We start from the raw sequence: 12,972 nt of genomic DNA, 5'->3' as shown, positions 1-12,972 counted from the left end.
ATGAACACCGTCACGCCGAAGATCCTGCCTGCCACGCCCTCCGCCACCAACCCGCCGCTGCTGATCGGCGAACTGCTCGACGCCGGCGTGCGCATGGCCGGCGACAATCAGATCGTCTACCGCGACCTGAGCCGCCACGACTACCGACGCTTCCGTGAGCGGGTGCACCAGCTCGCCCACACGCTCAGCGTCCAGGGCATCGAGGCCGGCGACGTGGTGGCGGTGCTCGACTGGGACAGCCACCGCTACCTCGAGGCGTTCTTCGCCATCCCCATGCTGGGCGCGGTGCTGCATACGGTGAACGTGCGCCTGTCGCCGGAGCAGATCCACTACACCATGGAGCACGCCGAGGACGACTTCGTCCTCGTGCATGAGGACTTCGTGCCGCTGCTGGAGCCGCTGGCCGAGCGGCTGCCACGCATCCGCGGCTATCTGCTGTGTCAGGACGCTCCCGCTCAGGTGGAGAGTTCTCTGAATGTGGTGGGCGAGTACGAGGCGCTGCTGGCCGAACAGCCCACCCACTACGATTTCCCCACCTTCGACGAGAACGCGGTGGCCACGCTGTTCTACACCACCGGCACCACCGGCAACCCCAAGGGCGTGTTCTTCACCCATCGCCAGCTGGTGCTGCACACGTTAGGCGAGGCCAACGCCTTTCAGACCCCAGGCTTCGAGCTGCTCAACCGCGACAAGGTGTACATGCCGATCACGCCGATGTTCCATGTGCATGCATGGGGCGTGCCCTACACCGCCACGCTGATGGGCGCCACTCAAGTCTACCCCGGGCGTTACGAGCCGGAGATGCTGGTCAAGCTGCTGGTGGGCGAGAAGGTCGACTTCTCCCACTGCGTGCCGACCCTGCTCAACATGGTGGTCGGCGCCGAGGCAATTGCCTCGGGCAAGGTCGACCTCTCCGGCTGGAAGGTGCTGGTGGGCGGCAGTGCCCTGACCCAGCCGCTGGCGCAGAAGGCCTGGGAGCTGGGCATCGATACCCGCAGCGCCTACGGCATGTCCGAAACCTGCCCGCTGCTTACCGCCGACATCCTGCCGCGGGACATCAACGAGGCCGACTTCGCCACCCAGCTGCCGTGGCGCTGCAAGGCCGGCGTGCCCGTACCGCTGGTGCATCTGCAAGTGGTCGACGAGAGCGGCACACCGCTGCCCCACGACGGCGAGAGCGTGGGCGAGGTGCGCGTGCGCGCGCCCTGGCTCACTCAGGGCTACTACAAGGAGGAGACCCGCAGCGAGGAGCTGTGGCGCGACGGCTGGCTGCACACCGGCGACGTGGCGGTGCTCGACGAGCGCGGCTTCCTGCAGATCCGCGACCGCATCAAGGACGTGATCAAGACCGGCGGCGAGTGGATCTCCTCGCTGGAGCTGGAGAACCTGATCGGCCAGTGCCCCGGTATCTCGGAGGTGGCGGTGATCGGTGTGCCCGACGAAAAGTGGGGCGAGCGCCCCGCGGCGCTGGCGGTTGCCAGCGATCCCAGCAGCCCACCTCAGGCCGAGGAGGTGACAGCTTTCCTCGAGCGCTTCGTCGACGAAGGCCGCATCAACCGCTGGGCGATTCCGTCGTTCGTGCGCTTCGTCGATGAGATTCCCAAGACCAGCGTGGGCAAGCTCGACAAGAAGCGCATTCGCCAGCAAGTCTGAAACACCCGCGGCCCACCTCGAAGACGCTTTTCAACGCATGCTCAACTGCGGTGTTGGATACTGTAGGAAGCATGATCGAGAGCCTGGGCCGCAGCGAGCAGCGAATGACGGCTTCTCCCAGCCAGGCCATTAAGGAAGCGCTGAACAAATCGGCGAGCGGGATGAAGCACAAGACGCACGGAGCACAGGAACCGGAGCATATGGGGTATATGTGAGGATTCCGAGCACCGCGCAACGAAGGGATTCGCTCGCGCAGGCATTTGTGCAGTGTTTCCCTAACGAGAGGCCACGCATGTCGAACGTCGAGTTTTACAACAACAAGCCCTGGATGAGCCACTACCAGGCTCTCCTGTCCGAGGTGGGCGAAGTGAGGGCCAGCCAGCACCATTTGCACGACAGCCTGCCGGCGCTGATCCAGGCGGCGGGGAAAAAGTACAGCCAGCAGATGGCCTTCACCACCTGCATGCCCAACGGCATGAACGGCCGCCTGAGCTACGGCGAAGTCGAAGAGATGTCGGATGCCTTCGCCGTCTACCTGCGCGAGTGCGTCAAACTGGAACCCGGCTCGCGTGTGGCGGTGCAGATGCCCAACTGCCTGACGCTGCCGGTGGTGGCCTTCGGCGTGCTCAAGGCCGGCTGCATCCTGGTCAACGTCAACCCGCTCTACACCAGGCGGGAGATGGCGCACCAGTTCAACGACAGCAGTGCCCAGGTGCTGGTCATCGTCGACATGTTCGTCGACAAGCTGGAAGCGATCATCGAGCAGACCGGTATCCAGCAGGTGGTGGTCACCTCGGTGGCCCAGTGGTTCCCGCCCGTGGTGAAAGGCGTCTTGCAGCTAGTGCTGAAATACTGGAACCGGGTGCTTCCCGACTACCGGCTGGAGGTCGACAGCATCGACCAGGCCCTGGAAAAAGGGCGAAAAGCCCGGGCGAACGCCGGAATCGAGGTGCACCGCTACTGGCAGCACCTGAGCCGCACGGATACCGCCCTGCTGCAGTACACCGGGGGCACCACCGGGGTGAGCAAGGGCGCCGAGCTGACCCACGGCAATCTGATCAGCAACCTCGAGCAGGTCGACGCGGTCGCCGGTGACCACATCGAGCCGGGCAAGGAGTGCATCCTGACCGCCCTGCCGATCTATCACATCTTCGCCTTCACCGTTAACCTGCTGGCCTTCTACCACAAGGGCGCGCACAACGTGCTGGTGCCGAGCCCGCGGCCGATCCAGAACTGTCAGCGCGCCTTCGACAACTACCCCATTTCCTGGATCTCGGGCGTCAACACCCTCTACAACGCCCTGCTGAACGAGGAGTGGTTCACCGTCTATCCGCCTCCCTCCATGAAGGTGGCGCTGGCCGGCGGCACCGCGCTGCACAAGTCGGTGGCCGAGCGCTGGCGCAAGGTGGTGGGCAGCCCGATCACCGAGGGCTATGGCCTGACCGAAACCTCCCCGGTCATCTGCTTCAACCCCATCGGCCATGAGCGCCCGGACTGCATCGGCATTCCGGCCCCCGATACTGACGTACGCCTGGTCGATGAACAAGGCGAGCCGGTGGCGATCGGCGAACCGGGCGAGATCATCGTGCGCGGGCCGCAGGTCATGAAAGGCTACTGGAACCGCCCCGAGGAAACCGCCGAGGCGATCAAGGACGGCTGGTTCTACACCGGCGACATCGGCGTGATGACCGAAGACGGCCACTTCAGCATCGTCGACCGCAAGAAGGACATGATTCTGGTCAGCGGCTTCAACGTCTATCCCAATGAAGTGGAGGACTGCATCTCACGTATTCCCCAGGTCCAGGAGTCGGCGGTGGTCGGGGTCGCCGACAGCCAGAGCGGCGAAGCCGTGCATGCCTATGTAGTGCTGCGCCAGGAGGGCGTCGGCGAGAAGGACGTGATCGCCCACTGCAAGCGGGAGCTGGCGGCCTACAAGGTGCCAAGGAAGGTGGTGTTCTGGGACGAGCTGCCCAAGACGCCGGTGGGCAAGGTGTTGCGCAAGGAAGTGCGCGCCAAGGCCACAGGCCGCTGAACGCATGATGTCGTTGATCGGTTTTGACAAGAACAAGGCGGGAGTACAGGCATGCTGAGCCCTTTGGAAGAGAGTTTGTTGTCCCTCATGATGGTGATCATCATGTTCGGCATGGGGTCGTCGCTGACCTTCAAGGATTTCCGGCTGGCCCTGCGCCACCCCCAGGCCGTCGGGGTCGGCTTCGCCTCCCAATACATGCTGATGCCGCTGATCGCCTTCCTGCTGGCGCGGGTGCTGAACCTGACGCCGGAGCAGACGGTGGGCCTGGTGCTGATCGGCTGCATGCCCGGCGGCACGACCTCCAATATCTTCGCCTACTTTTCCAAGAGCCTGCTCAGCCTGAGCATCATGATGACCATCTGCTCTACCCTGGCCGGCTTCATCATGGTGCCCCTGCTGATGGAGTTCTACACCCAGGGCATCGACGACGCCTTTCGCATTCCGCCGGACCAGATCGCCCGGCTGCTGTTCGTGCTGCTGATTCCCACCCTCATCGGCATGTGGCTGCGGCGCAAGAATTCCAATATTGGCGCCGTGATCGAGCTGATGGGGGGTATCCTGGGCGCCATCGTCATCGTGTTCCTGGTGGTGACCTGGGTGCCGAGGAACTGGAGGCTGCTGGCCGAGACCGGCTGGGAAGTCTATGCCGCGGTCATTCTGGTCGGCCTGATCGGCTTCGCCTTCGGTTACCTGTTCTCGCGTGCCCTGCGGCTCAACCCCCAGAAGGCCAGAACGGTATCGCTGGAAACCGGCATTCAGAACGGCCCCTTGGCGGCACTGATCGTGATCATGACCTTCGCCGATGAAACCCAGCAGCTCATCCTGCTGATCCCGGTCATGTATTCGCTGTTCATCGTGATCAATTCCACCTTTGCCACGCTGTTCTATCGCCGCTGGACCCGGCGCGAGGAGCTGGCGCGGGATCAGGCCAAGGTCGAGCCTGCCTGAGGCAGGGCGATCGCCCGCCGATAGGCGGCGGGGGAGTTGCCGGTCCAGCCCTTGAAGGCACGGCTGAAGCAGGCCTGATCCTGAAAGCCCAGCTCGTCGGCGATGGCCGGCAGCGATCGCTCGCTGCGGGTCAAAGCCTGAATGGCAAAGTCGCGACGAAATTCGTCCTTCACCGCCTGAAAGTGGGTGCCCTCGGCGGCCAGCCGCCGCGACAGCGTGCGCACCGACATATGCAGCGCCCGGGCCACATCCTGCACCGATCCCGACGTGGCCAGGTGGCGGAAAAGGTGCTCGCGCACCCGGTGTGACACCAGCCTCTCCTCCAGGGAGACGTAGAACCAGTCGGCCGGCGCCCGGCGCAGGAACGCCCCCAGGTGCTTCTTGGTCTGGCGAATCGGTTGATCCAGCAGGGCGGCATCGAAGTACATGGCGGTCTGCGGCCGCTCGAAAACCACCTCGCCCGGATAGAAGTATCGGTAGTCGGCGCCGTGAGCCGGCTGGGCATAGGCGCACTCCATCCTAACCGGCGGTATCTTGCGCGCGATCATCCACGAGGCGATGCCGTGGAACAGCTTGAGCATCAGCTCGTGCACCAGGGTGCGGCTGCCTGCAGGCGGTTGATGCTCCACCAGCGCCACCCGCGCCAGCCCGTCCTCGACGCGGTACTCGTAGCCGAAATCGTCCAGCACGATGCGGAAGAACAGCGTATAGCGATGCAACGCCACCTTCAGCGTGGGCGCCTCCAGTACGCTCAGGCACAGCAGTTTCAGGGTGCCGCCGCGCAGCGGCCGGGCAAAGAAGCCCGGCGTCTCGTCGTCGTAGGCGTTGACCAGCAGTCGATAGAGAGTGGCAAACTGCTCTACCGTCACCCGCCCATGGGGGGCACTGAGCAGGAACGGCGAGATGCCCGCCCGGGCGAGACAGGCCTCGCGGGCCGCCTCGCTCTCGGGCACCCCACGGAACAACTCGTTGACGTAATGCATGGAAACCGTGACGGTCAAGGCTAGCTCACCTGCAAGCGTGATATCGCGTAATGATGCTAGACTCATCATGCCATTGATGGAGCACACCGCAATGCGCCTGACACATGAACAGGTTCATATCATCCTGACGACTGTCCACGATATTGTCGGTGGAGACGTCGAAGTGCGGTTGTTCGGCTCTCGCCTGGACGACAACCGCAAAGGCGGCGATCTCGACCTTCTGCTCATCTCATCGACTCCGCTGCCACGCCTTTCCCTGGCCGAAATCAAGTGCAAGCTCGAAGAGAGACTTTACCTGCCTGTGGATATTTTGGCTTACTCGCGGGACAAGAAGCCTTCGCCTTTCCAGGCCATTGCCCTTAACCAAGGTTGCCCACTGAAAGAGGCGGCATGACACACGACCTGCTCGAAGAACAGCGACTCCACCTTGCCAGGCTGCTCGAAGCCATTCAGCGCTGCGCATGGTTTCTTCATCAGTCCGATGGCAAGCTCGAGTGGCCGATCGATGCTGCCCTGTTGGAAGCGCAGAAGAAGAACGTCGACCTGTTCGAAACCTTGGCTGCCATCAATGAGCGATTTGCCAAGCTGCAGGACTCCCTCGCTTCCGCCATGCGGCACAGCGCCCTGCTGATGGGTGAGCCGACCGACAGCTTCCTGAAGGTACTCGCCTTTTTCGAAAAGCAGGGTGTCGTCGAATCAATGGACGACTGGCAGCGCTGCCGCATGGTTCGAAACATGGCAGCACATGACTATGCCACGGACTACAGCGAGATCGCTGAGCATTTCAACTTGCTTCACGACCTCAGCAAGATGCTGTTCCAGGCAGCTCGCAGGTTGCTTGACCTTTGCCATCGCCTGATCGGGATTGAGCCCGCCTCCGCCGACTTCACCAACGAGTTCGAACGCATCTTCGCCTGAGCCGTCCGCTTGTGGGACGATGAGCCTTTATCCAAGGAAAGGCCCGGCCATGCTCGAATTTCGCCAGGTTCACAAGACCTACGCCACGCCCCAGGGGCCGCTTGCGGTGCTGGAGGGCGTCGACCTCGAGCTGCGCGGTGGCGAGAGCCTGGCGCTGATGGGTGAGTCCGGCAGCGGCAAGTCGACCCTGCTGCATCTGGCGGCGGGGCTCGACCTGCCGGACAGCGGCGAGGTGCTCCTGGCCGACCACTCGATCTCTACCCTGGACGAGCCGGCTCGCGCTCGCCTGCGTCGCGATACCTTGGGCCTGGTGTTCCAGCAGTTTCACCTGGTGCCGAGCCTGAACGTACTCGACAACCTGCGCTTGCAGGCTCGGCTGGCCGGGCACGAAGCGCCCGAGTGGTCGGCGCACCTGATGCAGCGCTTGGGCCTGGCCGGCCTGGAGCGACGCTACCCCGAGCAGCTCTCCGGCGGCCAGCAGCAGCGCCTGGCCATCGGCCGGGCGCTGGCGCCGCGCCCCGCCCTGCTGCTGGCCGATGAGCCCACCGGCAACCTCGACGAGACCACCGCTAGCGAGGTGCTGGCCCTGCTGCTGGAGCTGGTGCGCGAGGCCGGCAGCGCTCTGCTGATGGTGACCCACAGCGCTCAGGTGGCGGCACCGCTGGACCGCTGTCTGCGACTGACCCACGGCCGGCTGGGCTCCCTTACGGCGTCGGGCCCCACGCAACCGGAGCCGAGCCGCCGCTGATGTTCACCGCCTTCGCCACCCTGCTCTCCCACTACAAGCGACATCCCGGCCAGCTCGCCATGCTGCTGCTGGGGCTGTGGGTGGCCAGCGCCCTGTGGAGCGGCGTGCAGGCGATCAACGCCTCGGCCCGCGACAGCTACGCCCGCGCCGAGGCGCTGTTCACCACCGGGCTCGACCGCCTGGAGCGTCGCGACGGCGAGCCGCTGACCCGTGACGACTACTTGCGCCTGCGCCGCGCCGGCCTGCCTGTCTCGCCGCTGCTGGAGGGCACTCTCGAGGCGCCGGACGGCACCCAACTGACGGTGATCGGCATCGAGCCCTTCACCCTGCCCGGCGACAGCGACTTCGCCGCGGCGGGCACTGCCGGTGAGCTCACCGACTTTCTCACCCCGCCGTGGCAGACCCGTGTGGCCCCGGATACCTTGCCGGCGCTGGGTGTGAGCCACCGCGAGGCCCCCGGCACCGAGCCGCGCCTGGCCGAGGCCCGGCTGCCGCCACTGATCCTGGCCCCCATGCTGCCCCCCGACACCCTGGTGATGGACATCGCCGCCACCGCGACACTGCTCGACAGCGGCGAGCGCATCACCCGCCTGGTCGCCGCCCCTGATGCACTCGAGCAGGCACCGGAAGGGCTGGTGCTGACCCGGGCGGCGACGCTGGTCTCGCCCGGCCAGCTGACCGAGAGCTTCCACCTCAACCTCACCGCCATGGCGCTGCTGGCCCTGGCGGTGGGGCTGTTCATCGTGCAGGCGGCGCTGGGCCTGGCACTGGAGCAGCGCTTGGGGCTGCTGCGTACGCTGCGCGCTCTGGGGGTGTCGGGGCGCAGATTGGTCGGCCTGCTCGCCCTGGAGCTGTTGCTGCTGGGCGTCATCGGCGCCCTGGCCGGCATCGTCAGCGGCGTATGGCTGGCCCGGGTGTTGCAGCCCGACGTGGCGGCCACCCTGGGCAGCCTCTACGGCGCCGACGTGGCGGTTACCCTCAACCTCCCTTGGCACTACTGGCTCGGCGGGCTCGCCGTAACCCTGGGCGGGCTGCTGCTGGCCGGCAGCGGCGTGCTGTGGCGGGCGGCCCGCTTGAGCGTGCTGGGGCTGGGCCAGGCCCAGGCCTGGCGCAGCGGCTTTCAGCGTCAGCTCAAGCTGATGAGCGCGGCGGGCGGCGCCGTGGCCCTGGTCGGCCTGGCCCTGTGGCTATGGCTCGCCTGGCAGCCACCGGGCGAAGGGCTGCTGGCGGGTTTTGGCCTGGTCGCCGCGCTGCTGCTGGCCAGCGCCCTGTGGCTGCCGCCGCTGATCGCCCTGCTGCTGGCCGGACTCGGCCGCCTGCTGCAGCGCCGGCCCCTGGCCCAGTGGGCCCTGGCCGATCTGCAGCTGCAAATGCCGCGGCTGGCGCTGGCGATGATGGCGCTGCTGATCGCGCTCTCCGCCAACCTCGGCGTGAGCAGCATGGTCGGCGGCTTTCGCCTGACCTTTCTCGACTGGCTCGACCAGCGCCTGGTGGCGGACTTCTACCTGCGCCCGCCCGCCGAGCAGCACGATGACATCCACGCCTGGCTGGAGGCGCACGGCGAGGTTGCAGAGCTGCTGCCCACCCGCCGCAGCGAGGCCACGCTGGTTGCCGTGGAGCGGGGCGGAGATGCGCACAATGGAGAGGTACGCGAACTGGCCCTGCCGGTGGGCGTCTACGGCATCACCCCCGGCGCGACGCTGCTGCCGAGCTGGCCGCTGCTGGCGACCGAGGCCGGCCGCGAGGTCGCCTGGCAGACCTTCGCCGCGGGCGAGGCGGCCTTCGTCAACGAGCAGCTCGCCATCGCCGAGGGGCTCTCCCCGGGCGACCGCATCACCCTGACGGCGCCGGGTGGAGAAGCGTTACTGCCGGTGGCCGCCGTCTACCCCGACTACGGCAATACCCGCGGCGAAGTGCTGCTGGCCACGCCGGAGCTTGCCAGCCGCTTCGCCGCCCCACCGGGCTCCATCGGCATCGTGCTGGCCCCGGGCGGCGACAGAGCCGCGCTGCGGGCCGGCTTGCGACAGCATTTCGCCATTGGCGGCGACGAGCTGGTGGACCAGCGCGAGGTGAAGCGCATCGCCACCGGCATCTTCGAGCGCACCTTTACCATTACCCGGGCGCTCTCCGCGCTGACCCTGGCGGTAGCCGCCCTGGCGCTGCTGGCGAGCCTGCTGGCCCAGGCCCGGGAGCGTCGCCGCCAGCTGGCGCCGCTGTGGGCACTGGGCGTGCCGCGCAGGAAGCTGGTAACGGTGCAACTGGCTCAGCTCGGCGGCTCGGCCTTCGTGGTCGGCGCCCTGGCGCTGCCGCTGGGCACGCTGCTGGCGCTGGGACTGGTGGCGGTGATCAACGTGGCGGCCTTCGGCTGGCGCCTGCCGCTGTACGTCTTCCCCGGCGAGATGGCACTGACGCTGGCCACCGCGGTGGGGGTGGCGCTGGCCGCCGCCGCACTGCCGGCAATGAAGCTGTGGCGCACCCCACCCCGCGCCCTGCTGGCGGAGGAGGCCACATGAGGCGTATCACCACCTTGGCCGTACCGCTGGCCGCGCTCTGGCTCGCCGGCTGCGGCGAAGAGTCGCCACCCACCGAGACCGCCGGCTTTGCCGGGCTGGGTCAGGAGGCCGGAGAGTTCGCCCAGGCCCACGAGGGCATCCGCCTGCGTTTCCCCGAAGACCATGCCGCCCACCCGGACTACCGCATCGAGTGGTGGTACCTCACCGCCAACCTCGAGGACGAACGCGGCGAGCCGCTGGGCCTGCAGTGGACCCTGTTCCGCCAGGCGCTGTCTGAGCCAAGAGAGTCATCACCGGACGAGCGCCCCGCCCCCTGGGCCGCCGACCAGCTGTGGATGGCGCACATGGCGGTCTCCCGCGGCGAGACCCACCGGGTGGCGGAGCGCTTCGCCCGCAGCCATTCCCGGCAGGACGACGGCCAGGCGGGAGCGGTGGCCGAGCCCTTCCGCGCCTGGATCGATCACTGGCAACTGGCCAGTCGCGTCGATACCTCAGACGAATCGGGCGAAGGCGACACCTTCGCCGAGCTGCAGCTGACGGCCCAGCAGGACGACAAGCACGGCGGCTTCGGCTACGACCTGACCCTCGTCGCCGAGGGGCCGCTGGTGCTGCACGGCGTTGACGGTTTCAGCCAGAAATCCGCCGACGGCCAGGGGTCGATGTACTACAGCCAGCCCTACTGGCGCGTGGAGGGCGAGGTCATCCTGGACGGCGAGAGTCGCGCAGTGAGCGGGCGCGGCTGGCTCGACCGCGAGTGGAGCAGCCAGCTGCTGGGCCCCGAGCAGCAGGGCTGGGACTGGTTCTCGCTGCACCTGGAGAGCGGCCACAAGCTGATGGCCTTCCAGCTGCGCGGAGGCGGCGCCGACGGCGGCGACTACCGCTCCGGCACCTGGATCAGCCCGGAGGGCGAGCCCACCGCGCTGGCCCCGGACGAGATCGCCATGACGCCGCTGGCCACCCAGCGCGCGGCAGGACGCGAGGTGCCGACCCGCTGGCGCCTGGCGATCCCCCGCGCCGGGCTGGACATGATCGTCGAGGCACCCCACGCCGAGCGCTGGATGGAGACCAGCGTGGCCTACTGGGAGGGCGAAGTGATCGCTCGCGATGCCGAAAGCGGCGAGCATCGAGGTATCGGCTATCTGGAAATGACCGGCTATTGATAGACGGATTGGCGGTAGGTAATAGGCACGAAACTAATAAGCCTGCTATCGATATCGATGGCTAGAACCGCTATCCTTTAGACAATCCCCTCTCCGGAGCTTGCCATGCTGCCCAGCCTCTTCATTTCCCACGGCTCGCCCATGCTGGCCCTCACCCCGGGACCGGCCCACGACTTCCTGCGCGAGCTCGGCGCCGGACTGTCACCCAGGGCCATCGTGGTGGTCTCGGCCCACTGGGCCAGCGAGCGCCTGCTGGTGAGCGTCAGCCAGCGGCCGGAGACCATCCACGACTTCGGCGGCTTTCCCCGCGAGCTCTACGAGTGCCAGTACCCGGCCCCGGGCGCCCCCGAACTGGCCCTGCGCCTGGCCAGCACGCTCAACGCCGTACCGGTTGAGCGGGGCCTGGATCACGGCGCCTGGGTGCCGCTGTCGCTGATGTTTCCCGCCGCCGAGGTGCCGGTGGTGTCGCTGTCGCTGCCGGTGGGCTGGTCGAACCAGGCGCTGGTCGATATCGGCACAACACTGGCAGAGTTGCGCTCGGAAGGCGTGCTGGTGATCGGTTCGGGCAGCGTGACGCACAATCTCAGCGAGATGCAGGCGCAGGGCGCGCCGACGCCGGCCTGGGTCGACGAGTTCGCCGGCTGGATACATGACAAGCTGACGAGCGGCGATCGCGATGCGCTGCTGGCCTGGGAAAACGCACCTCAGGCGCGGCGCAACCACCCCACGCCGGAGCACTTCCAGCCGCTGCTGGTGGCGCTCGGTGCCGGCGGCGAAGCCAGCCGGCTGCACCACAGCGTGGAGCATGGGGTACTGGCCATGGACGTCTACGCCTTCAGCTAGGTTCTGGTGGAAAATCCCTGTGCCGAAAAGTGGCTGACCCGCTTGCCGCTCATTCGGCTCCCGCCAGAATCTTGCCCTGGTGCCGCGCCCGGAAATGCTGCTCGGTGGGGCCCACATCGTTGCGCACCGCGGCACGCAGCTCGGCGTCCAGGCTGGGGTCATCGGGTGGAAGCAGCCCGCACCGCGACAGCGCCTGACGCAGCGTCACCTGTTCGTCGATGCGCTCGAACAGCACCCGCACGCAGCAGGGCATGCGCTCGCTGTTGTCCGCCACGCCGAGCCTGAGCCCGGTCAACCGCGTCACCTGGCTCTGGAAGGTGGGGAAGAGGATGGTATGGGTCACTTCATAGCCGTTGATGGTTTCGTGGTCGGTGAGGAAGATACGATCCGCGAGCTTGACGGCGACCCCCAGGTAGCGGTTGTGGCAGGGCCTGACGTGGGAAGCCCCCTGGGTGCGCTCGGTGCGCTGATAGACGATACCGCTCTCGCGCTCCTCGAGGCATACCAGCGTGCGAATGATATGTCCCGGCTGCGCCATGGAGTGGTAGTACTCGAAGTACCGCCCCAGGTAGCGGGCCATGCCCTCTCGGCCACGCTGCAGTAGCGCATCGGGCCACTCGACTCCCCCCTGGCGCGACGACTCGGTCGGCAGCCGACCCGCCTGTACCAGAGAGACGAAGTTATCGTGCGGCAGGTAGAGCTCGTGCTCTTCCACTCCAAAGAACGCACACAGACGCCGCATGGCAGCATGCCGGGGGCGATAGCGTCCGCTCAGGTAGCGGTTGAACTGGGCGCGATTGATCTCCAGCCGACGGCATACCTCGGCAATGGAGGGATAGTAGCTGCACAACAGCCGAAGATTGGCGACGAAGTCGTCGTGCATGTGGGCTCCCGGTGCGCCAGGCAGGATGGTGCACTCTGGCGCACTTACTTTCGCAGAAAGTGCACTAGAGTGCAACGTAGCGCCAAATCCCACCGCCCCCCTCCAGTTGTTTCAATCGTCAGTCGTTTCAATCGATACTTGGCTTTACGGCTCCCAACCTCCCGTTACCGAATCGGCGCTTAAACAACAATATGTCCGAGAATCCCATATCGTTACGCATGAACTTCTGGTCCGGCCTGGGCGTCGCCGCCCTCGCGGTGCTGCTGCTCACCTGGGTCGTCCCCACCTACG

At 66.6% G+C, this 12,972-nt stretch carries 12 protein-coding genes; 10 read left to right on the top strand and 2 right to left on the bottom strand.

The window, feature by feature from the left end; all coding sequences use genetic code 11:
* The 4 genes from H1D44_RS17585 (at position 1) to H1D44_RS17570 (ending at position 4,633) form a co-directional block, all read left to right on the top strand.
* A complete protein-coding gene (locus H1D44_RS17585) occupies positions 1-1,653 on the top strand; it encodes a fatty acid--CoA ligase (RefSeq protein WP_181516411.1) in 1,653 nt (550 codons plus the stop codon).
* A gap of 71 nt (positions 1,654-1,724) precedes the next feature.
* Positions 1,725-1,868: a hypothetical protein gene (locus tag H1D44_RS17580; RefSeq protein WP_181516409.1), complete on the top strand. Its 144-nt coding sequence runs from the start codon at positions 1,725-1,727 to the stop codon at positions 1,866-1,868.
* 77 nt (positions 1,869-1,945) lie between these two features.
* Positions 1,946-3,685 carry an AMP-binding protein gene (locus H1D44_RS17575; RefSeq protein ID WP_181516407.1) on the top strand — a complete coding sequence of 580 codons (1,740 nt, stop codon included), beginning with the start codon at positions 1,946-1,948 and terminating at the stop codon, positions 3,683-3,685.
* A gap of 51 nt (positions 3,686-3,736) precedes the next feature.
* Entirely contained in the window at positions 3,737-4,633 is an 897-nt protein-coding gene (locus tag H1D44_RS17570; protein ID WP_181516405.1) for a bile acid:sodium symporter, read from the top strand.
* On the opposite strand, the gene H1D44_RS17565 is transcribed toward H1D44_RS17570, so the two are convergent.
* Positions 4,609-5,634 carry an AraC family transcriptional regulator gene (locus H1D44_RS17565; protein WP_181516403.1) on the bottom strand — a complete coding sequence of 342 codons (1,026 nt, stop codon included), beginning with the start codon at positions 5,632-5,634 and terminating at the stop codon, positions 4,609-4,611. The two genes, H1D44_RS17570 and H1D44_RS17565, sit on opposite strands and share 25 nt — an antisense overlap.
* Between H1D44_RS17565 and H1D44_RS17560 the strand changes: the two genes are divergently transcribed.
* The 6 genes from H1D44_RS17560 to H1D44_RS17535 all read left to right on the top strand — a co-directional run bounded on the left by H1D44_RS17560 (position 5,615) and on the right by H1D44_RS17535 (position 11,798).
* Entirely contained in the window at positions 5,615-6,010 is a 396-nt protein-coding gene (locus H1D44_RS17560) for a nucleotidyltransferase domain-containing protein (protein ID WP_238984570.1), read from the top strand. The two genes, H1D44_RS17565 and H1D44_RS17560, sit on opposite strands and share 20 nt — an antisense overlap.
* The gene (locus H1D44_RS17555; RefSeq protein ID WP_181516401.1) at positions 6,007-6,534 is read left to right on the top strand and encodes a hypothetical protein; all 528 of its coding nucleotides are present in this window, start codon (positions 6,007-6,009) and stop codon (positions 6,532-6,534) included. Before H1D44_RS17560 ends, H1D44_RS17555 begins: the two co-directional genes overlap by 4 nt.
* A gap of 49 nt (positions 6,535-6,583) precedes the next feature.
* Positions 6,584-7,282, top strand: a complete 699-nt coding sequence (locus H1D44_RS17550; RefSeq protein WP_181516399.1) for an ABC transporter ATP-binding protein — start codon at positions 6,584-6,586, stop codon at positions 7,280-7,282.
* Positions 7,282-9,795 carry an FtsX-like permease family protein gene (locus H1D44_RS17545; RefSeq protein ID WP_181516397.1) on the top strand — a complete coding sequence of 838 codons (2,514 nt, stop codon included), beginning with the start codon at positions 7,282-7,284 and terminating at the stop codon, positions 9,793-9,795. The genes H1D44_RS17550 and H1D44_RS17545 overlap by 1 nt, the downstream gene beginning before the upstream one ends.
* A complete protein-coding gene (locus H1D44_RS17540) occupies positions 9,792-10,955 on the top strand; it encodes a lipocalin-like domain-containing protein (RefSeq protein WP_181516396.1) in 1,164 nt (387 codons plus the stop codon). The genes H1D44_RS17545 and H1D44_RS17540 overlap by 4 nt, the downstream gene beginning before the upstream one ends.
* Before the next feature lie 105 nt (positions 10,956-11,060).
* The gene (locus tag H1D44_RS17535; RefSeq protein WP_181516394.1) at positions 11,061-11,798 is read left to right on the top strand and encodes a DODA-type extradiol aromatic ring-opening family dioxygenase; all 738 of its coding nucleotides are present in this window, start codon (positions 11,061-11,063) and stop codon (positions 11,796-11,798) included.
* 49 nt (positions 11,799-11,847) lie between these two features.
* Here H1D44_RS17535 and H1D44_RS17530 read toward each other — a convergent pair whose 3' ends face one another.
* Entirely contained in the window at positions 11,848-12,681 is an 834-nt protein-coding gene (locus H1D44_RS17530; protein WP_181516392.1) for a helix-turn-helix domain-containing protein, read from the bottom strand.
* Positions 12,682-12,972: the final 291 nt, after the last annotated feature.

The organism is Billgrantia kenyensis (assembly GCF_013697085.1).
Classification (GTDB): Bacteria; Pseudomonadota; Gammaproteobacteria; order Pseudomonadales; family Halomonadaceae; genus Halomonas; species Halomonas kenyensis.
Note: the sequence above shows the minus strand (reverse complement) of the source record. Positions and strands in the feature narration are given on the sequence as shown.

Coding starts and splice junctions, on each gene's coding strand:
- H1D44_RS17585 (WP_181516411.1), top strand. CDS start 1: ATGAACACCGTCACGCCGAAGATCCTGCCTGCCACGCCCTCCGCCACC.
- H1D44_RS17580 (WP_181516409.1), top strand. CDS start 1,725: ATGATCGAGAGCCTGGGCCGCAGCGAGCAGCGAATGACGGCTTCTCCC.
- H1D44_RS17575 (WP_181516407.1), top strand. CDS start 1,946: ATGTCGAACGTCGAGTTTTACAACAACAAGCCCTGGATGAGCCACTAC.
- H1D44_RS17570 (WP_181516405.1), top strand. CDS start 3,737: ATGCTGAGCCCTTTGGAAGAGAGTTTGTTGTCCCTCATGATGGTGATC.
- H1D44_RS17560 (WP_238984570.1), top strand. CDS start 5,615: ATGGAAACCGTGACGGTCAAGGCTAGCTCACCTGCAAGCGTGATATCG.
- H1D44_RS17555 (WP_181516401.1), top strand. CDS start 6,007: ATGACACACGACCTGCTCGAAGAACAGCGACTCCACCTTGCCAGGCTG.
- H1D44_RS17550 (WP_181516399.1), top strand. CDS start 6,584: ATGCTCGAATTTCGCCAGGTTCACAAGACCTACGCCACGCCCCAGGGG.
- H1D44_RS17545 (WP_181516397.1), top strand. CDS start 7,282: ATGTTCACCGCCTTCGCCACCCTGCTCTCCCACTACAAGCGACATCCC.
- H1D44_RS17540 (WP_181516396.1), top strand. CDS start 9,792: ATGAGGCGTATCACCACCTTGGCCGTACCGCTGGCCGCGCTCTGGCTC.
- H1D44_RS17535 (WP_181516394.1), top strand. CDS start 11,061: ATGCTGCCCAGCCTCTTCATTTCCCACGGCTCGCCCATGCTGGCCCTC.
- H1D44_RS17530 (WP_181516392.1), bottom strand. CDS start 12,681: ATGCACGACGACTTCGTCGCCAATCTTCGGCTGTTGTGCAGCTACTAT.